The sequence below is a fragment of the Methylobacterium sp. Gmos3 genome (assembly GCF_056430985.1).
In genome coordinates, this window is sequence record NZ_JBWJYL010000001.1 from 96,625 (window position 1) to 113,377 (window position 16,753).

17 protein-coding genes are annotated in these 16,753 nt (G+C 69.7%); 9 read left to right on the plus strand and 8 right to left on the minus strand.

Annotated features, from left to right (window positions below; all coding sequences use genetic code 11):
* Positions 1 to 2 precede the first annotated feature (2 nt).
* The 5 genes from ACS5Q7_RS00505 to ACS5Q7_RS00525 form a co-directional block, all read right to left on the minus strand.
* Complete coding sequence (locus ACS5Q7_RS00505) at positions 3 to 875, minus strand: branched-chain amino acid ABC transporter permease (protein WP_478337481.1); 873 nt, start codon at positions 873 to 875, stop codon at positions 3 to 5.
* A 234-nt stretch (positions 876 to 1,109) separates the two neighbouring features.
* Complete coding sequence (locus tag ACS5Q7_RS00510; protein ID WP_478337482.1) at positions 1,110 to 2,336, minus strand: ABC transporter substrate-binding protein; 1,227 nt, start codon at positions 2,334 to 2,336, stop codon at positions 1,110 to 1,112.
* Positions 2,337 to 2,599: 263 nt separating this feature from the next.
* Positions 2,600 to 2,878: a DUF2312 domain-containing protein gene (locus ACS5Q7_RS00515; protein WP_478337997.1), complete on the minus strand. Its 279-nt coding sequence runs from the start codon at positions 2,876 to 2,878 to the stop codon at positions 2,600 to 2,602.
* 104 nt (positions 2,879 to 2,982) lie between these two features.
* Complete coding sequence (locus ACS5Q7_RS00520; RefSeq protein ID WP_478337483.1) at positions 2,983 to 3,288, minus strand: DUF1244 domain-containing protein; 306 nt, start codon at positions 3,286 to 3,288, stop codon at positions 2,983 to 2,985.
* 23 nt (positions 3,289 to 3,311) lie between these two features.
* Complete coding sequence (locus tag ACS5Q7_RS00525; protein WP_478337484.1) at positions 3,312 to 4,067, minus strand: N-formylglutamate amidohydrolase; 756 nt, start codon at positions 4,065 to 4,067, stop codon at positions 3,312 to 3,314.
* Between the two features lie 256 nt (positions 4,068 to 4,323).
* Between ACS5Q7_RS00525 and ACS5Q7_RS00530 the strand changes: the two genes are divergently transcribed.
* The 5 genes from ACS5Q7_RS00530 to ACS5Q7_RS00550 all read left to right on the plus strand — a co-directional run bounded on the left by ACS5Q7_RS00530 (position 4,324) and on the right by ACS5Q7_RS00550 (position 8,346).
* A complete protein-coding gene (locus ACS5Q7_RS00530; RefSeq protein WP_478337485.1) occupies positions 4,324 to 5,646 on the plus strand; it encodes a glycerate kinase type-2 family protein in 1,323 nt (440 codons plus the stop codon).
* Between the two features lie 163 nt (positions 5,647 to 5,809).
* Entirely contained in the window at positions 5,810 to 6,250 is a 441-nt protein-coding gene (locus ACS5Q7_RS00535) for a DUF1036 domain-containing protein (protein WP_478337486.1), read from the plus strand.
* 152 nt (positions 6,251 to 6,402) lie between these two features.
* Positions 6,403 to 6,528, plus strand: coding sequence for a type B 50S ribosomal protein L36 (gene ykgO / locus ACS5Q7_RS00540; RefSeq protein ID WP_478337487.1), 126 nt, complete (start codon positions 6,403 to 6,405; stop codon positions 6,526 to 6,528).
* Positions 6,529 to 6,668: 140 nt separating this feature from the next.
* Positions 6,669 to 7,289 carry a tetratricopeptide repeat protein gene (locus ACS5Q7_RS00545; RefSeq protein ID WP_478337488.1) on the plus strand — a complete coding sequence of 207 codons (621 nt, stop codon included), beginning with the start codon at positions 6,669 to 6,671 and terminating at the stop codon, positions 7,287 to 7,289.
* Positions 7,290 to 7,335: 46 nt separating this feature from the next.
* Positions 7,336 to 8,346, plus strand: a complete 1,011-nt coding sequence (locus tag ACS5Q7_RS00550) for an alpha/beta fold hydrolase (RefSeq protein WP_478337489.1) — start codon at positions 7,336 to 7,338, stop codon at positions 8,344 to 8,346.
* Between the two features lie 137 nt (positions 8,347 to 8,483).
* On the opposite strand, the gene pyk is transcribed toward ACS5Q7_RS00550, so the two are convergent.
* Complete coding sequence (gene pyk / locus ACS5Q7_RS00555; RefSeq protein ID WP_478337490.1) at positions 8,484 to 9,920, minus strand: pyruvate kinase; 1,437 nt, start codon at positions 9,918 to 9,920, stop codon at positions 8,484 to 8,486.
* Positions 9,921 to 10,170: 250 nt separating this feature from the next.
* Here pyk and gntA point away from each other — a divergent pair, with 250 nt between their 5' ends.
* Together gntA and ACS5Q7_RS00565 are read left to right on the plus strand one after the other, a co-directional pair.
* The gene (gene gntA, locus ACS5Q7_RS00560) at positions 10,171 to 10,926 is read left to right on the plus strand and encodes a guanitoxin biosynthesis heme-dependent pre-guanitoxin N-hydroxylase GntA (protein ID WP_478337491.1); all 756 of its coding nucleotides are present in this window, start codon (positions 10,171 to 10,173) and stop codon (positions 10,924 to 10,926) included.
* A gap of 34 nt (positions 10,927 to 10,960) precedes the next feature.
* Positions 10,961 to 11,551, plus strand: a complete 591-nt coding sequence (locus ACS5Q7_RS00565) for a DUF1989 domain-containing protein (protein WP_478337492.1) — start codon at positions 10,961 to 10,963, stop codon at positions 11,549 to 11,551.
* A gap of 3 nt (positions 11,552 to 11,554) precedes the next feature.
* Here ACS5Q7_RS00565 and ACS5Q7_RS00570 read toward each other — a convergent pair whose 3' ends face one another.
* Positions 11,555 to 12,100, minus strand: a complete 546-nt coding sequence (locus ACS5Q7_RS00570; protein WP_478337493.1) for a YbhB/YbcL family Raf kinase inhibitor-like protein — start codon at positions 12,098 to 12,100, stop codon at positions 11,555 to 11,557.
* Positions 12,101 to 12,146: 46 nt separating this feature from the next.
* Positions 12,147 to 12,896, minus strand: coding sequence for a bifunctional 2-polyprenyl-6-hydroxyphenol methylase/3-demethylubiquinol 3-O-methyltransferase UbiG (gene ubiG, locus ACS5Q7_RS00575; protein ID WP_478337494.1), 750 nt, complete (start codon positions 12,894 to 12,896; stop codon positions 12,147 to 12,149).
* 215 nt (positions 12,897 to 13,111) lie between these two features.
* Here ubiG and ACS5Q7_RS00580 point away from each other — a divergent pair, with 215 nt between their 5' ends.
* Together ACS5Q7_RS00580 and ptsP are read left to right on the plus strand one after the other, a co-directional pair.
* A complete protein-coding gene (locus ACS5Q7_RS00580) occupies positions 13,112 to 14,347 on the plus strand; it encodes an aspartate kinase (protein WP_478337495.1) in 1,236 nt (411 codons plus the stop codon).
* A gap of 142 nt (positions 14,348 to 14,489) precedes the next feature.
* A complete protein-coding gene (ptsP, locus tag ACS5Q7_RS00585) occupies positions 14,490 to 16,751 on the plus strand; it encodes a phosphoenolpyruvate--protein phosphotransferase (RefSeq protein WP_478337496.1) in 2,262 nt (753 codons plus the stop codon).
* Positions 16,752 to 16,753 lie beyond the last annotated feature (2 nt).

Sequence of the window (16,753 nt, forward strand, 5' to 3'; positions counted from 1 at the left end):
GGTCAGACCTTCTTGATGACGGCCTTGCCGAACAGCCCGACCGGGCGGATCGACAGCACGACGAGGAGGAGGATCAGGCCCGGCACATCCTTGTAGCCGGTCGAGATGTAGAAGCCGGTCAGCGTCTCGGCGACGCCGAGGATGAGGCCGCCGACGATGACGCCGAGCCCGGATTCGAGGCCGCCGATGATCGCCACGGCGAAGGCCTTCAGCGCCAGCACCGAGCCCATCGTCGCGCCCGTGAGGGTGACGGGCGCCACCAGCACGCCCGCGAAGGCGGCGGTCATGGCGCTGATCGAGTAGGAGAGGGTGATGACCCGCTTGGTATTGATGCCCATCAGCCCGGCGGCGTCGATGTCGTTCGAGGTGGCGACGACCGCCTTCCCCCAGATCGACTTGCGGTTGAAGATTTCGACGGCGAGCATCATCAGCAGCGCCCCGGCGACGATCAGCATCTCCATCGGCAGGATGCGCACGCCCGCGATCTCGTAGGGCACGTCCGGCAGCGGGGAGGGGAAGGGCAGGTCGTCCCGGCCCCAGATGTTCTCGGCGAGGTTCTTGAAGATGATGCCCAGCGCGATGGTGGCCATGATCCACCCGTACTCGGACTTGATCGCGATGGCCGGCCGCACCGCCAGCCGCTCGACCACGGCGCCGAGGCCGAAGCCGAAGACGAGGACGAGGGGGATCATCAGCCAGTAGCCGGTGAAGGGCACCAGCGTCAGGCCGAACAGGGCGCCGACGGCCAGCGCTTCGCCCTGGCCGAAATTCAGCGTCTTCGACGTGGCGAAGGTCAGCTGATAGCCGAAGGCGATGGCGGCATAGATCATGCCGACCGCAACGCCCGAGGACACGAGTTGCAGGAAGATGGTCATGGCCGGCCTGGGGTCCAGTCTGTCGCGGAGGTCGGTCGTGGGAGCGGTGTGGGGTTCGCAACCCCGTTCGTCATTCCGGGGCGCCGAAGGCGAGCCCGGAATCCAGACCCGCCGACTTGCGCAAAGCCTGCCGCGTCGGCGGGTCTGGATCCCGGGCTCCGCTGCGCGGCCCCGGGATGACGGTGCGGCGTCATGCGCCCCGGGCTTTCACCCGGAGCGCGCAACCTCGAACGATCAGTTCGAGGACTTTTCCTTCACGCGGACGGTGCTCGCGTTCTTGGCATCGTCCGGGTTCGCGTAGACGATCTTGCCGTCCTGCACCTTGCCGAACACGACCATGTTCCGCGAAATCGCGTTGTGGTCCTTGGCGGTGAAGGGGTGATCGTAGGTCGTCACCACGCCCTCGACCTTGGTGTTAAGGTTTTCCAGGGCTTCACGGATCTTCGGCCCGTCGGTGGAGCCGGCCTGCTTGATCGCGGCGGCGATCAGATAGATCGAGTCATACCCCTGGGCACCCGCCACCGGGGTCGGGATCTTCGTCACGCCGTAGGTCTTGTAGTAATCGTCGAGGAAGGCGGCGCGCTTCGGCACGGACTTATCCTCGATGAAGGTCTGCGGCATCACCACGCCGTTGCCGTTGGTGCCGGCGATATCGATGAAGCTCTGCATCGAGGCCGGCCACGAGGCGATCATCGGCACCTTCCAGCCGAGCTTGGCCATGCCGTTGGTGATCTGCGCCAGCTCCGGCCCGATGCCGTAGGCGAGGATCACCTCGGCGCCGGCTTCCTTGGCCTTGAGAAGCTGGGCCGTCATGTCGACGTCCTTGATGTTGAACTTCTCGACGGCGACCGCCTTCATCTTCTTGGCGGCGAGCTGCTTCTCGATGTCCTCGCGGCCGAGCTGGCCGTAATTGGTCGAGTCGGCCAGCACCGCGATCTTCTTGAAGTTCTGGCGCAGGGCCTCGTCCACCATCATGCCGGCCTGGAGCACGTCGTAGGCGGAGTTCCGGAAGACGTAGTTGTTGTCGTAATCCGGCGCCTTGAACTGCTCGGTAATGATCGTGCCGGTGGCGACGTTGTTGAACACCGGGATCTCGGCTTCCTGGTAGAAGCGCTGGGCGGCCAGCGCCACGCCGGTGTTGATGAAGCCGACGGTGGCGACGACCTTTTCCTTGTTGATGAGCTCCTGCGCGACCTGCGCGCCGACCTCGTTCTTGGCCTCGTCGTCACGCTCGACGAGCTGGATCTGCTTGCCCAGCACACCACCGTTCTTGTTGATCTCGGCGGCGGCGAGCTTGGCGCCGTCACGCATCGACACGCCCATGGACGACGAGCCGCCCGTGTAGGGTCCGGTCAGGCCGATCTTGATCGCGTCGGCGGCGAAGGCGGCGTGGAAGGGGGCGACGCCGAGGGCGGTCGCGCAGAGCAGCGCACCCACGAGGGCGCGTTTGGTCACGATCATCGTTTCCTCTCCCATGCCGGGGCGGCGTTACGGCTCTACGAATCTTTGAGTCGTACGACCGGCCGCGCCGCCAGCCACTTCGGGCTTCGTCGTCGCGGTCCGGTAACCGCGCGGCTTGCCCTTCACCGTGGCAACTGTCGTGCGGTAACGCACCTTTGAAGGCAACGTCACCGAAGCGTCAAGGTCTGGCAGAGGTTTCTGCGTAATGGATACAGGAAAGATCCCGGAAGACGTCACGTCCCCCGGGGTTCCTGGTATTTTGGCTACGCCATACCTAGCGCCTGCAGGTACAACTCCAGGATGGCTTCCTGCTCCTGGCGCTCGCTGTGATCCTGTTTGCGGATGCGCAGGATGGTGCGGATGGCCTTCGCGTCGAAGCCGCGGCCCTTCAGTTCGGCGAACACCTCCTTGATGTCGCCCATGATGCCGGCCTTCTCCTCCTCGAGGCGTTCCAGGCGCTCGATGAACTGCTTGAGTTCGTCGGCGGCCACGCCCTCGGCGGAGGAGACGTCGCCGGAGGCCGGCGCGCCCGCTCGGGGCATCGAATGCGCGTTCATGGAGATCTCCGCTTCTGCGCCGAACGGGCGCCTTGGACCCGCTGGTTAAGCCGTCAAGCTTACCCGATTCTTATTGCGGGAGTCCCCGTTCAGTGGCCGCCCTCGCGGTTGCCGAAGGCCGCTTGCTGCGCCGGGCTCGCCTCCGTCTGGTGCTGCGCCTTCCACGTCTCGTAGGGCATGCCGTAGACCGCCTCGCGGCTCTCGTCCTTCGTCATGGCGATGCCCTTCTCGTCGGCGGCGTCCTTGAGCCAGTTCGACAGGCAGTTCCGGCAGAAGCCGGCGAGGTTCATCAGGTCGATGTTCTGCACGTCCGTGCGGTTGCGCAGGTGCGAGACGAGCCGCCGGAACACCGCAGCCTCGAGTTCGGTCTGGGTCGCTTGGTCGATCTCAGCCATGGGATGGGTCCTTCCGTGACGGGTCAGGCGGCGATGAGCGGCGCGAGGATGCGGGCGAACCTGTCCGCCCATTCGCGCTGCCCGTCCTCGCCCGCGATGAGGTCCTGGCGGATCTCCACCAGGGCGTTGGGCAGGCCACGCAATGTGGCGTGGCGGTCGATCGTGTCGCCGGGCAGGCCGCCGCCATAGGGATCGTTGTCGCCCACGGTGAGGCCCGCCGGATCGGCCTTCAGGGCGTCGATGAGCGGTCGCGCGAGGCGGTCGTCGCGGTCGTAGAGGATGCCGACGTGCCAGGGCCGGGGCACGCCGCGCCAATAGGGCGTGAAGCTGTGGATCGTCACGAGCGACGGCACACGCCCCGCGCCCTCGCTGGCCGCCAGCGCGGCGGCGATGCCGGCATCGAACGGATCGTAGAAGCGGGCGATGCGCGCCGCCTTGCCGGCCTCGTCGATCCGGGCGTTGCCTGGCACCACGGCGCCGTCCGAGAGGCGCATCACCAGGGTGGGGTCGGCCCGCCCGCGATTCGGATCGATGATCAGGCGCGAGAAGTTCGTGAGCACGGCCGGCGCGTTCAGCGCCCTGGCGAGCGCCCGCGTCACGGCGGCGGCGCCGATATCGTAGGCGATGTGCCGGGAGAACTCCTCCGGCGCGACGCCGAGATGGATGTCGGGCGGCACGAAATTCGAGGCGTGGTCGCAGGCGAGGACCAGCCCGCAGGCGGGGTCGCCCTCGATGATCTCGCAGGGATGGGAGGGCGCGTCAGGCTGCGGGCGGATCACGCAAAACTCGCTGGCCGGGTCGGGAAGGGCGAAGAGCGTGGCGGATAGCGCGGGCGGCCCGCTTGCCGTCGCGCGGCGGCTCGGGCACAGCACCTATCAAGGATCGTGCGCTCACGGCAAGGAACGGGCCCGCCGTCTCGAGAGGGGCGGGGATCGCACGGCCTGGTCGGGCGCTCCCGTCGGCGGGAGGCCCCCGGCAATCAAGAAACGCGCGCCGCCCCCCGGGCCACGGCGCCGAGGGAGCCCGTTGCACGCCATGTCCGAGACCCCCGCTTCAGAGACCCCCGCCACCGACGTCCAGACCCAGCGCGCCCATCTGGATGCCTTCCTCACCGCTGCGATCCGCGCGGCCCATCCGGATCTCTGCCTGCCGGCGCATCTGCCGCCGCCGAGCCCCGGCCGGCTGATCATCCTCGCCGCCGGCAAGGCCGCCGGCAGCATGAGCGCCGTGGCGAGCCGGTTCTACCGGCAGGAGCACGGCCTGGGCGATGATCGCATCGTCGGCCTCGCCGTGGCGCGCCACGGCTACGGCCAGGAGGCGCCCGGCATCCGCATGGTCGAGGCGGGCCACCCGGTCCCCGATCAGGCGGGCATCGACGCCACGGAGGAGGTGCTGCGCCTCGCGGCGGCGGCGGGGCCGGACGACGAGGTGCTGGTGCTGCTCTCCGGCGGCGGCTCGGCCAACTGGATCGCCCCGGCCGGCGACCTCACCCTCACCGAGAAGCAGGGCATCACCCGCGCGATCCTGCGCTCCGGCGCGCCGATCGGCGAGTTCAACACGGTGCGCAAGCACATCTCGCGGGTCAAGGGCGGCCGCCTCGCCCGCGCGGCGCGCAACGCCCGCTCGGTCCTGACGCTCGCGATCTCCGACGTGCCCTTCGACGATCCCGCCGTGATCGCCTCCGGCCCGACCGTGCCCGACCCCTCGACCCTGGCCGATGCCCGGGAAATCTGCGAGCGCCGGAACATTCCGCTCCCCGAGGCGGCCAAGCGGCTGCTGAACGATCCGGCGAACGAATCGCCGAAGCCCGGCGACCCGCTCTTCGCCAACAGCACGTACAAGATCATCGCCCGCCCGCAGGACGCCCTCGACGCGGCGGCGGCGGCGGCGCGGGAGGCCGGCTACGAGCCGGTGATGCTGGGCTCCGACCTCGAAGGCGAGGCCCGCGCGGTCGCCGCCGAGCACGCGGTGGAGGCCAAGCGCTACAAGCAAGCCGGCCGGCGCGTCGCGCTCATCTCCGGCGGCGAATTGACGGTGACGATCCGGGGCGAGGGCCATGGCGGCCCGAACCAGGAATACGCGCTGGCCCTCGCCATCGCGCTGGATGGCACCCCCGGCATCAGCGGGATCAGCGCCGACACGGACGGCACCGATGGCGGGCGCGGCCTCGCCACCGACCCGGCCGGCGGCCTCATCGACCCGACGACTCTCGCACGCGCCCGCGCCGCCGGCCTCGATCCGGCCGCGATGCTCGACCAGAACGACTCCACCGCGTTCTTCGCTGCCCTCGGCGATCTGGTGAATCCCGGCCCCACCTGCACGAATGTCAACGACTGCCGCATCATCCTCGTCGGCTGAGCACCCGTCTGGCCGGTCCCTCGGCGCCTTGACCGGCCTCCTTGCTCCCTGGCTCCCCCTCATCCTGAGGTGCCGCGAAGCGGCCTCGAAGGAGGGCTCCAGGAGTCGCCGCCCATTCTGGAACACTCCTTCGAGGCCGTCGCGCGAGCGACGGCACCTCAGGATGAGGGCGTGGTTGGGACGAACCGGGCTGCTGGCGACCCTGGTCCTCCTCGCCGGCCCGGCGCGGGCCGACCTTCGCCTTTGCAACCAGACCGAGAGCAAGGTCGGGGTGTCGCTCGGCTACCGCGACACGCAGGGCTGGGTGACGGAGGGCTGGTGGGATTTGAAGCCGAAGGGTTGCGAGACGCTGCTCTCCGGCTCCCTGGCGGCCCGGTTCTATTACGTCTTCGCCGTGGACTACACGCGCGGCGGCGAATGGGGCGGGCGCTCGCTGATGTGCACCCGCGACGCGGAATTCACGATCCGCGGGATCGAGGATTGCCTTGCGCGCGGCTTCGACCGGAACGGCTTCTTCGAGATCGATACCGGCGAGCAGAAGAATTGGACGATCCAGCTCACCGAGCCGGATCGGTCGGCGCCCAAGCCATTGGACAAGCCTTGAGGGTTGCCTCCGGGGGACGAATCCTGATATGGCGACGCCGATCCCGCGATGTTTGAGCCGTCATCGCCGGGCGCGTTCCGCGCGCTCCGAAACCGGCCGGACGTTTTCGACGAACCCCGTTCCTGGACGGCCCCTCGCGGGCCGAGAGACCCATGAAGATCCGCAACTCCCTCAAGTCCCTGCTCGACCGCCACCGCGACAACCAGCTCGTGCGCCGCAAGGGCCGCGTCTACATCATCAACAAGACCCAGAAGCGCTTCAAGGCCCGCCAGGGCTGAAGCCCGCCGCCCGGCTTCGGTCGGGCGCGCTGGTCCGTTGGTTTGCGAAGCCGCGTCCGCGAGGGCGCGGCTTTTGCGCGTCGGCCCACGCGGCACGACGGCGCGTTGACGGGAGCGCCCGTCCGCCGCAGCTTACAACCATGGCGCGCGCGAACCCCTTTCTGCTCCTTCTGGCCATCCTGCCCCTGGCGGGCGCGGCCGTGGCGGCCCCGTCCGACGGCATGGGACGGCCCGGCGCCCGGTCCGCGCCGGAGAAGCCGGCGGCCAAGCCCGTCCCGAAGCCGCCGAGCCTCGACGATCTGTTCGCCCGGCTGAAGGCCGCCGACGATCCGGCCGAGGCCAAGGGCGTCGCCCGCCTGATCGAGCAGCGGCTCGATCGCTCCGGCAGCGCCACCGTCGATCTCCTCACCGACCGGGCACGGCAGGCCATGACCGGCCGCGATTTCGCGCTGGCCGCCGAACTGATGGACCGGGCGACCGCCCTCGACCCGACCTGGTCCGAGGGCTGGAACCGCCGGGCGACGGTGTTCTGGCTGCTCTCCGACAAGAGCGAAGCCCTCGCGGACCTGCAGCGGGCCCTGGTTCTGGAGCCGCGCCATTTCGAGGCGTGGTCGGCCATGGGCAAGATCTACGAATCGATGGACGACAAGGGCCGCGCGCTCGCCGCCTTCCGCCGGGCGCTGGCGCTCTATCCGAAGATGGAGAAGGTGCAGGACGCGGTGGACCGCCTCGCCCCCGACGTGGACGGCCGCGACCTGTGATTGCCCGCACCGGCGCCCCGGCTTGCCTGTGCCCGGCCTGCCTGTGATGGCGCGCGCCTTCGGTCTCGTGCTCGTCCTCCTGGCGCTGCCCTTCGCGGTGGCGGGGCTCGTCCTCGCCCTCGGGGCGGTGGCGAGCCTGATCATCTCGCTGCGGGTCGGCTCCCTCTACCCGCCGGCCGGGCCGTTCGTGGACGTGCCCGGCGGGCGGCTCGCGACGATCCAGGCCGGCCCCGCCGACGGCAAGCCTGTCGTGCTGCTGCACGGGGCCTCGGCCAATGCCGCCGACCCGATGGGCGGCGTCGGGTATCTGCTGGCCGCGCGGGGGTTCCGCGTCATCGCCTTCGACCGGCCCGGCTTCGGCTGGAGCGACCGCCCCCATGGCGGCGCCGACGCCGCGCCGCAGGCCCAGGCGACGCTGATCGCCGAGGCCCTTGCGGCGATGGGGGTCGGCCCGGCCATCGTCCTCGGCCATTCCTGGGCGGGGGCGCTGGCCCTGGCGCTGGCCCTCGACCACCCGGAGCGCGTGGCAGGCCTCGTCCTCGCGGCGCCGGTCGGGATGCCGATGCCGGGGCCGATCACCCTGCCGTGGTACTGGCGCCTCGCCCTCAAGCCGCCGGTCCTCTGGGTGCTGAGCCGGACGGTGGGGCCGCCCATCGCCCAGGCCTATCTCCGCGAGGCGGGGAACCGGGTGTTCAAGCCCGAAGAGCCGGTGCCCGGCTACATCGAAACCTCCCGCGCCGCCCTCGTCCTGCGGCCGGACACGCTGCGCGCCAACGTGCAGGATCTCGTCGGGCTGCCATCCTCGCTCGCCGCCATGAGCCCGCGCTACGGAAGCCTCCACCTGCCGACGACGATCGTCTCCGGCGCCGCCGACCCGATCGTGCGCCCGGATCTACAGGCCAAGCCGCTCGCCCGCGCGATCCCGGGCGCGCGTCTCGTCCTGCTCACCGGACAGGGGCACATGATCCACTACACCGCACCGGAAGCCCTGGCCGGCGCGGTGTCCGACCTCGAAGCGACGATCCGGCAAGGCGCGGTGCCCGCCGCGTTGCCGTGAACCTGGGGCTTTCCGTCGTCCTTGCGAGCGTCTTCGAAGCAATTCAGCCGGTGCCGACTCTTCCGGACACGTCGCGCTCTGGATTGCTTCGGCTCCGCCTCGCAATGACGACGGCGGTTGGTCGAGCGTAAACAATCTCACGCCTTCTCGGCGTGTTCCCGCGTGATGAAGGTGAGGCGCACGAGGTTCGTCGCGCCCGGCGTGCCGAAGGGCAGGCCGGCGACGACGATGATCCGGTCGCCCACCGCCGCAAACTTCTCACGAACGGCGAACTTGGCGGCGCGGAACGACATGTCGTCCACGTCGCTCGCATCCTTCGTCACGATGGGGTGGACGCCCCAGGCGATGGCGAGCCGCCGCGCCGTCTCCCGGCGGGGCGTCAGGGCGATCACCGAGGCGTTCGGGCGCTCGCGGGTGAGGCGCAGCACCGTCGAGCCGGAATTCGTCCAGGCCATGATCGCGTCGAGGTCGAGGGCGTCGACCATCTGGTGCGCGGCCGCCGCGATGGCGTCGGCGGCGGTGTGGTCGGGCGTGTCCTTCTGCGCGCGGATGATCGACCAGTAGAGCGCATCGCGCTCCACCTGCTCGGCGATCCGGCTCATGGTCGTCACCGCCTCGATGGGGAAGGCGCCCGCCGCGCTCTCGGCCGAGAGCATCACCGCATCCGCGCCTTCGTAGACGGCGGTCGCCACGTCCGAAACCTCGGCGCGGGTCGGGACCGGCGCGGTGATCATCGATTCCAGCATCTGCGTCGCGACGACCACCGGCTTGCCGGAGCGGCGCGCCCCCCGGGTGAGGCGCTTCTGCACCCCCGGCACCTGTTCGAGGGGCATCTCGACGCCGAGGTCGCCGCGGGCGACCATCAGCCCGTCCGACACCTCGATGATCTCGTCGAGCCGCGCCAGCGCCTGCGGCTTCTCGATCTTGGCCATCACCAGGGCGCGTCCGGCGCAGACCTTCTTCACCTCGGCCACGTCCTCCGGCCGCTGCACGAAGGACACGGCGATCCAGTCGGCCCCGGCATTGAGCCCGGCTTCGAGGTCCGAGCGGTCCTTCTCGGTCATGGCCGGCACCGGCAGCACCGTGTGCGGCAGGGACACGCCCTTCTTGTTCGAGATGCGCCCACCGACCTCGACGCGGGTCACCGCACGGTCGCCGGTGGTTTCCAGAACGGAGAGGCGCAGCTTGCCGTCATCGAGCAGGATCGCGTGGCCCGGCTCCAATGCCTGGAGGATTTCCGGGTGCGGCAGGTGGCAGCGGCCGATGTCGCCCGGCGTGGGGTCGCCGTCGAGGACGAAGGTCGCGCCCTTCTCCAGGATCACCGCGCCTTCGGCGAAGACGCCGAGCCGCAGCTTCGGTCCCTGGAGATCCACGAGGATGCCGATCGGCCGCTTGGCCTCGCGCTCGATGGCCCGGATCACCTCGACCTTCTCGGGCAGTTTCTCCCGCGAGAGGTGGCTCATGTTGAGCCGGAACACGTCGGCGCCGGCCCGGAACAGCCGTTCAATCATCTCCGGCGTGTCGGAAGCGGGGCCGAGGGTCGCGACGATCTTGGTGCGACGGGAACGTTTCAAGCGGCGGCCCTCCGGGACTCGTCTCGGCCGCCCTCGGCGACCCTGTGGTCCGTTCCGGCGGTCTGAGCATCGGCCAAGCCGTGCCGTCAAGCCATGCCGTTGAGCTACGCCATCGCGGTCGGTCGAAAAGCTCTCCACAGAACCTTCTGTCGCAGCCAGGAACGCCGCCTGCCGAATGAGGTTGCCGAAAAGCCGGGCCGATCCTGCCCAAGGCGTAGGCGTTCCAGAGTAATCGAGCAGCAGACGACCAATGCAATTTCCACGCGACGACCGCGAGCATCCTCGGGCTCAGGCCTTTCGAGAGTTCATCCAAGATCCTCCATTCCCCTGCGTCGGCGCGAAATCGGCCCTGTCGCGCGGGAAGATGCGGATCGTCGTGGCGCGCGACATCACGTCCAGCTGGGACGACATGCGGATTTATCCCGCTCTGTTGTCTTTCATTGCCAGCTATCGGGAATCACCGGCCCTGTTCCAAAGCTTCGCCGTGGTGTTCGAAGGCCCCGACCGCATCTCCGAGGAGACCTTCGAGACGAGCCTGTGGCAGCGGGCGCAATCGCTGTCCGACAAGGATTTCTGGCTCGGCCAGCCCTATGACGGCAGCGTCGATGCCGACCCGGACGATGCGCATTTCTCCCTGAGCTTCGGCGGCGAGGCCTTCTTCGTGGTCGGCCTGCATCCCGGCGCGAGCCGCCCGGCCCGGCGCTTCCCCTCGCCGGTCATGGTGTTCAACCTGCATTCGCAGTTCGAGCGCCTGCGCGCCGAGGGCCGCTACGAGAAGCTGCGCGCCTCGATCCTCCAGCGCGACGAGGCCCTGGCCGGCAGCATCAACCCGATGCTCTCCCGCCACGGCGAATCCTCCGAGGCGCGCCAGTACAGCGGCCGGCAGGTCGGGCCGGAATGGCGCTGCCCCTTCACCCCGCGCACAGAGCGTGATCCGGCCGCGCTGGCCAAGGCACGGGAACCGGTCCACCCCTTCGATCTCCCCCTGCTCGGAAGCGGAACGTGACCCAGATGTCGGGCACGGGGATGGGAGGCATGGTGTGACCCACGAAATTTCGCCGCGCTCGGGCGTGGCCTTCACGCTCGCCAAGGGCGACCGGCTGACGGTGATCGACCCGCACGGCGAACAGGTCGCCGACCTCGTGGCCTTCAACCGGCACGATCTCGATGAAGTGATCTCGAACGGCCGCACCCTCGATTACGCGAGCAAGATCTATCTCACGACCGGCGATCCGCTCTATTCGAACCGGTCGAACGTGCTCCTGCGGATCGTCGAGGACACGGTGGGCCGGCACGATTTCCTGCTGACGCCGTGCTCGGCGGACACGTTCCGCATCATCTACGGCGACACCAACCCACATCGCGGCTGCTTCGGCAATCTCGCGGCGGCCCTGGAGCCCTACGGCATCGCGCCCGACCGGATCCCGGTGGCGTTCAACTGCTTCATGAACGTGCCGGTGGACGGCACGACAGGCGCCCTGACCGTGGAGCCGCCCCTCAGCAAGGCGGGGGACCGGATCGTCTTCGTGGCTGAGGCCGACCTCGTGATCGGCCTCACCGCCTGCTCGGCGCTGCAATCGAACAACGGCAGCTTCAAGCCGATCCACTACCGGATCGACTCGGCCGCCTGAGGATCAGGTCCGCGCGTAGGTGCCGATCAGGCCACCCTTCGCGAGGACATTATCCCGCATCGTATCGATCAGTGCCTCGCGGCCCGAGCCTTCCTCCAGGTCGAGGCGCTGAGACAGCGCGTAGACCTGGAACAGGTATGCGTGGTCGCCATGGCCGGTGGGCGGGTCCGGCGGCAGCCAGCCGGTCTTCATGAAGCTGTTCTTGCCGAATGTCGGGCCGGTGGCGCCCTCCGGGAGGGACGCGGCGGGGTCGAGATTCCAGGCGAGAAGGTGAACCAGAGGGCGCGGCGTCGGGCTGCCGGCATCCTCCACGATTACCGCGACGGACATGGTGCCCGTGGGCAGGCCGTCCCAGGAGAGCGGCGGCGACACGCCCTCGCCATCGGCGGTGAAGCGCGGGGGCAGGGCAGCGCGGTCGGCGAAGGCACCGCTGCTCACGCGGATGGTCTCCACCACGCCGGGAAATTCCGAGTGGTAGGTGGTTCCGTCGAGACCGGCCTTCAGGCCGGACAGGGCCTCGCCCAGCACGCGGGGCATCTTCTCAAGCATCGGGCACTCCTTCTGTCGCCGGTCAACGGCGGAAGGGTCCCGCGGTTCAAGCCGGGCGGGCGGCGCTCAGCATGTAGTTCACCGCCGTGTCGCGCCCCAGGCGCCAGCCGTCGGCCAGCGGGTTGTAGACGACGCCGGTCGTGTCGGTGACGTCGAGTCCCCCGGAGCGGATCGCGGCGGAAAACTCGTCCGGCTTCACGAACTTCTCCCAATCGTGCGTGCCCTTCGGCAGCCAGCCGAGGACGTATTCCGCCCCGACGATGGCGAGGGCGAAGGAGCGCATCGTGCGGTTGAGGGTGGCGGCGAAGAGCAGCCCACCGGGCTTCACCGCCGCGCAGGCACTGCGCACGAAGGCCGGCATGTCGGAGACGTGCTCGACCACCTCCATGATGAGCACGGCGTCGAACGTCTCGCCGGCCGCGACGATTTCCTCGATGGTCTGAGCCCGGTAATCGACCGGCACGCCCGACGCTTCGGCATGGGCGCGGGCGACGGCGAGGTTGCGCTCGGCGGGGTCGAGCCCCGTCATTGTGGCGCCGAGGCGGGCCAGCGGCTCGGACAGGACACCGCCGCCGCAGCCGACATCGCAGATCGTCAGGCCGTCGAGGGCGAAGGGCACTTCCGGGTCGCGGCCGTGATGGCGGCACAGGGCGTCGCGGATGTAGCCGACGCGCACGGGATTGAAGCGGTGGAGCACCCGCATCGGCCCGGCCTCGTCCCACCACGTGGCGGCCATGGCGTCGAACCGCGCGACCTCCTCCCGGTCTACGAACCCGCCCGTCGTCTCCGCCGCCATGCCGTAGAACCTCCGTGTCCCCGGACGACCTCCACCTCATCCGGCGCCCGAGCGCAACCCGGAAGGAGGTCGCGGCAAAGGAGCGGAGCCGGCCGGGCCGGACGTTGACAGGGGGGACCGGCCCGAGTACCCGCGAAACCCGTCCGGGGGCGGGCCCCGGCCGGTCTGCGGCGGGACGCCCGCTCCGGCTGCACGGGCTTGGAAACGTTCGAAGAATGCCCCGTCTGGTAATGAAGTTCGGCGGTACGTCCGTCGCCAACGTCGAGCGCATCCGCAACGTCGCGCGCCATGTCGCCCGCGAGGTCGCGGCCGGCTACGAGGTCGCCGTCATCGTCTCGGCGATGTCCGGCAAGACCAACGAGCTGGTCGATTGGGTGAAGGACGCGAATTCGCTCTACGACACCGCCGAGTACGACGCCGTCGTCGCCTCTGGCGAACTTGTGACCGCCGGTCTTCTGGCCATCGCCCTGCGGAAGGAAGGCATCGCGGCCCGTTCCTGGCAGGGCTGGCAGATCCCGGTCCTGACCTCGGACGCGCACGGCTCCGCGCGCATCGCCGACATTCCCTCGGCCAACCTCGACGCCGGCTTTGCCCGGGGCGAGGTCGCGGTGATCGCCGGCTTCCAGGGCATCCATCCCGAGAGCGGCCGGGTGACGACCCTCGGGCGCGGCGGCTCGGACACCTCGGCCGTGGCGATCGCGGCGGCCATCGGTGCCGAGCGCTGCGACATCTATACCGACGTGGACGGCGTCTACACGACCGACCCCCGCGTCGTGCCGAAGGCCAGGCGCATGGAGCGCGTGACCTTCGAGGAAATGCTGGAGATGGCCTCGCTCGGCGCCAAGGTGCTGCAGGTGCGCTCCGTCGAGCTCGCGATGGTGCACCGGGTGCCGACCACCGTCCGTTCCTCCTTCGACCCGCCGGACGCCGCGCGCCCGGGTACCCTCATCTGCGACGAGGACGACATCGTGGAACAGCAGATCATCACCGGGATCGCGTTTTCCCGGGACGAGGCGCAGATCACCCTGCGCCGCGTCAAGGACAGCCCCGGCGTCGCCGCCGCGATCTTCGGGCCGCTAGCCGATGCCAACATCAACGTCGACATGATCATCCAGACGGTCTCGGGCGACCAGTCGACCACCGACATGACGTTCACGGTGCCCTCCGCCGAGTACGAGCGCGCCCGCGCCATCCTCGATCAGGCCCGCGAGCATATCGGCTATGCGCAGATCGAGGGCGCCACGGATGTGGTGAAGGTCTCGGCCATCGGCGTCGGGATGCGCAGCCATGCCGGCGTCGCCGCCAAGGCGTTCCGGGCGCTCGCGGCCAAGGGGATCAACATCCGCGCGATCACCACCTCCGAGATCAAGTTCTCGGTCCTGATCGACGCCGCCTACACAGAGCTTGCGGTGCGCACGCTCCATTCGCTCTACGGGCTCGACCGAGCCTGAGGCGCGGGGGCCGCCGGCCTTTGATAAGCCGTGCTTTGATGAACTAAACGCCCCGGGACGGATTGCCGTCCCGGGGCGATTGGCGCCAAGGTTGCAGGGGGCCGACGCCACGGCCGCCCGCCGACGCTGGAACGACGATACGATGCCCGCTGCGCTCGGAGGCCCGCGCCTTCTGCTGCGCCGCCTCCGCGAAGCGATGGCGGAGCCGGTGAGCCCGCAGGCGCGTCTCGACCGGATCGTCGTGCTGATCGCCGCGAACGTGGTGGCCGAGGTCTGCTCGGTCTACGTGCTGCGCGACGACAACATCCTCGAACTCTTCGCCACCGAGGGCCTGAACCGCGAGGCGGTGCATCTCACGCGGCTGCGTGCCGACGAGGGCCTCGTCGGCCTCATCGCCTCCACCGCCGAACCCCTCGCCCTGTCGGACGCGCAGAAGCACCCGGCCTTCTCCTACCGGCCGGAGACGGGGGAAGAGATCTACCACGCCTTCCTCGGCGTGCCCCTCCTAAGGGCGGGCCACACGCTCGGCGTGCTGACCGTCCAGAACAAGACCTATCGCGTCTATTCCGAGGAGGAGATCGAGGCGCTCCAGACCACCGCGATGGTGCTCTCGGAGATGATCGCCTCGGGCGAGCTGGAGGGGCTCGGCTCGCAGGCGAGCACAGCCAACCGCCGCCCGGTCATGGCGCGGGGCGTCGCCCTCTCGGACGGGATCGGCCTCGGCCACGTGGTGCTGCACGAGCCGCGCCTCGTGGTGAAGACCCTCATCGCCGAGAACGTCGACCGCGAGGTCGCCCGTCTCGATGCGGCCATTGAGGGCGTGCGCTCGGCCATCGATGCTCTCGTGGAGCGGGGCGACCGGATCGGCACCGCCGAGTCCCGCGAGGTCCTGGAAACCGTGCGGATGTTCGCCCACGACCAGGGCTGGCTGCGGCGGATGCGCGAGGCCGTCGCCTCGGGCCTCACCGCCGAGGCCGCCGTGGAGCGGGTGCAGTCGGACAACCGGGCGCGGATGCTGCGCCAGTCCGACCCCTACCTGCGCGAGCGCCTGCATGACCTCGACGACCTCGCCAACCGCCTCCTGCGGGCGCTGATCGGCCCCGGCGCGGCCGGCACGGCGCCGTTGCCGGAGAACGCGATCCTCGTCGCCCGCACCATGGGGCCGGCGGCGCTCCTCGATTACGATGCGGGGACGCTCCGGGGCATCGTGCTGGAGGAGGGCGGCCCGACGAGCCACGTCGCCATCGTGGCGCGGGCGCTCGGCATCCCCGCCGTGGGCGAGGTCGAGAACGCCACGGCGCTGTGCGAATCCGGCGACGCGATCATCGTGGACGGCGTCGCGGGGGAGGTCCATGTCCGGCCGGGGCCGGAGATCGAATCCTCCTACGCCGAGATGGTGCGCCTGCGCGCCCGGCGGCAGGAACAGTACCGTGCCCTGCGGGACGTGCCCGCCATCACCCGCGACGGGGTGAAGGTCGGCCTCAACCTCAATGCCGGACTGCTCATCGACTTCAGCCATCTGGAGGAGACGGGCGCGGAGGGCGTCGGCCTGTTCCGCACCGAGTTGCAGTTCATGGTCGCCCAGCGGATGCCCTCGGCGGCGGAGCAGCAGGCGCTCTATTCCCAGGCCTTCGCGGCCTCGGGCGGGCGGCCGGTGACGGTGCGCACCCTCGATATCGGCGGCGACAAGATCCTGCCCTACATGGCCAAGCTGGAGGAGGAGAACCCGGCTTTGGGCTGGCGGGCGATCCGCATTGGCCTCGACCGGCCCGCGCTCCTGCGGATGCAGCTGCGCGCCCTCCTGAAGGCGGCCGAGGGGCGGCCCCTGAAGATCATGTTCCCGATGGTGGCGACCGTGCACGAGTTCGTGCAGGCGCGGGAGATCGTCGAGCGGGAGAAGGCCCACCTCGCCCGGCACGGCTACAGGCTGCCGCAGCCCTGCGAATTGGGGGCGATGGTCGAGGTGCCCTCGCTCCTGTTCCAGATCGACGAGATCGCCCGCGAGGCGGATTTCCTCTCGGTCGGCTCCAACGACCTGATGCAGTTCCTGTTCGCGGTGGACCGCGAGAACCGGCGCGTGGCCGACCGGTTCGATCCGCTCTCAGTGGCGGCCCTGCGCGCCTTCCGCCTGATCGCGGAGCGGGCCAACGCGGCCGGCTGCCCGGTGACGGTGTGCGGCGAGATCGGCGGGCGCCCCCTCGACGCGATGGCGCTGATCGGGCTCGGCTTCCGCAACCTGTCGATGTCGCCCGCCGCCATCGGCCCCCTGAAGGCGATGGTGCTCAGCCTCGACGCGGGGGAGGTCGCCCGGCTGATCGAGGCCGAGATGACGACGATGCACGACGGCCAGACCCTGCGCCCGCTGCTCACCGCCTACGCCCGCGACAACGGCGTCCCGATCTAGCG

Coding starts and splice junctions, on each gene's coding strand:
- ACS5Q7_RS00505 (WP_478337481.1), bottom strand. CDS start 875: ATGACCATCTTCCTGCAACTCGTGTCCTCGGGCGTTGCGGTCGGCATG.
- ACS5Q7_RS00510 (WP_478337482.1), bottom strand. CDS start 2,336: ATGATCGTGACCAAACGCGCCCTCGTGGGTGCGCTGCTCTGCGCGACC.
- ACS5Q7_RS00515 (WP_478337997.1), bottom strand. CDS start 2,878: ATGCCCCGAGCGGGCGCGCCGGCCTCCGGCGACGTCTCCTCCGCCGAG.
- ACS5Q7_RS00520 (WP_478337483.1), bottom strand. CDS start 3,288: ATGGCTGAGATCGACCAAGCGACCCAGACCGAACTCGAGGCTGCGGTG.
- ACS5Q7_RS00530 (WP_478337485.1), top strand. CDS start 4,324: ATGTCCGAGACCCCCGCTTCAGAGACCCCCGCCACCGACGTCCAGACC.
- ACS5Q7_RS00535 (WP_478337486.1), top strand. CDS start 5,810: ATGAGGGCGTGGTTGGGACGAACCGGGCTGCTGGCGACCCTGGTCCTC.
- ykgO (WP_478337487.1), top strand. CDS start 6,403: ATGAAGATCCGCAACTCCCTCAAGTCCCTGCTCGACCGCCACCGCGAC.
- ACS5Q7_RS00545 (WP_478337488.1), top strand. CDS start 6,669: ATGGCGCGCGCGAACCCCTTTCTGCTCCTTCTGGCCATCCTGCCCCTG.
- ACS5Q7_RS00550 (WP_478337489.1), top strand. CDS start 7,336: ATGGCGCGCGCCTTCGGTCTCGTGCTCGTCCTCCTGGCGCTGCCCTTC.
- gntA (WP_478337491.1), top strand. CDS start 10,171: ATGCAATTTCCACGCGACGACCGCGAGCATCCTCGGGCTCAGGCCTTT.
- ACS5Q7_RS00570 (WP_478337493.1), bottom strand. CDS start 12,100: ATGCTTGAGAAGATGCCCCGCGTGCTGGGCGAGGCCCTGTCCGGCCTG.
- ubiG (WP_478337494.1), bottom strand. CDS start 12,896: ATGGCGGCGGAGACGACGGGCGGGTTCGTAGACCGGGAGGAGGTCGCG.
- ACS5Q7_RS00580 (WP_478337495.1), top strand. CDS start 13,112: ATGCCCCGTCTGGTAATGAAGTTCGGCGGTACGTCCGTCGCCAACGTC.
- ptsP (WP_478337496.1), top strand. CDS start 14,490: ATGCCCGCTGCGCTCGGAGGCCCGCGCCTTCTGCTGCGCCGCCTCCGC.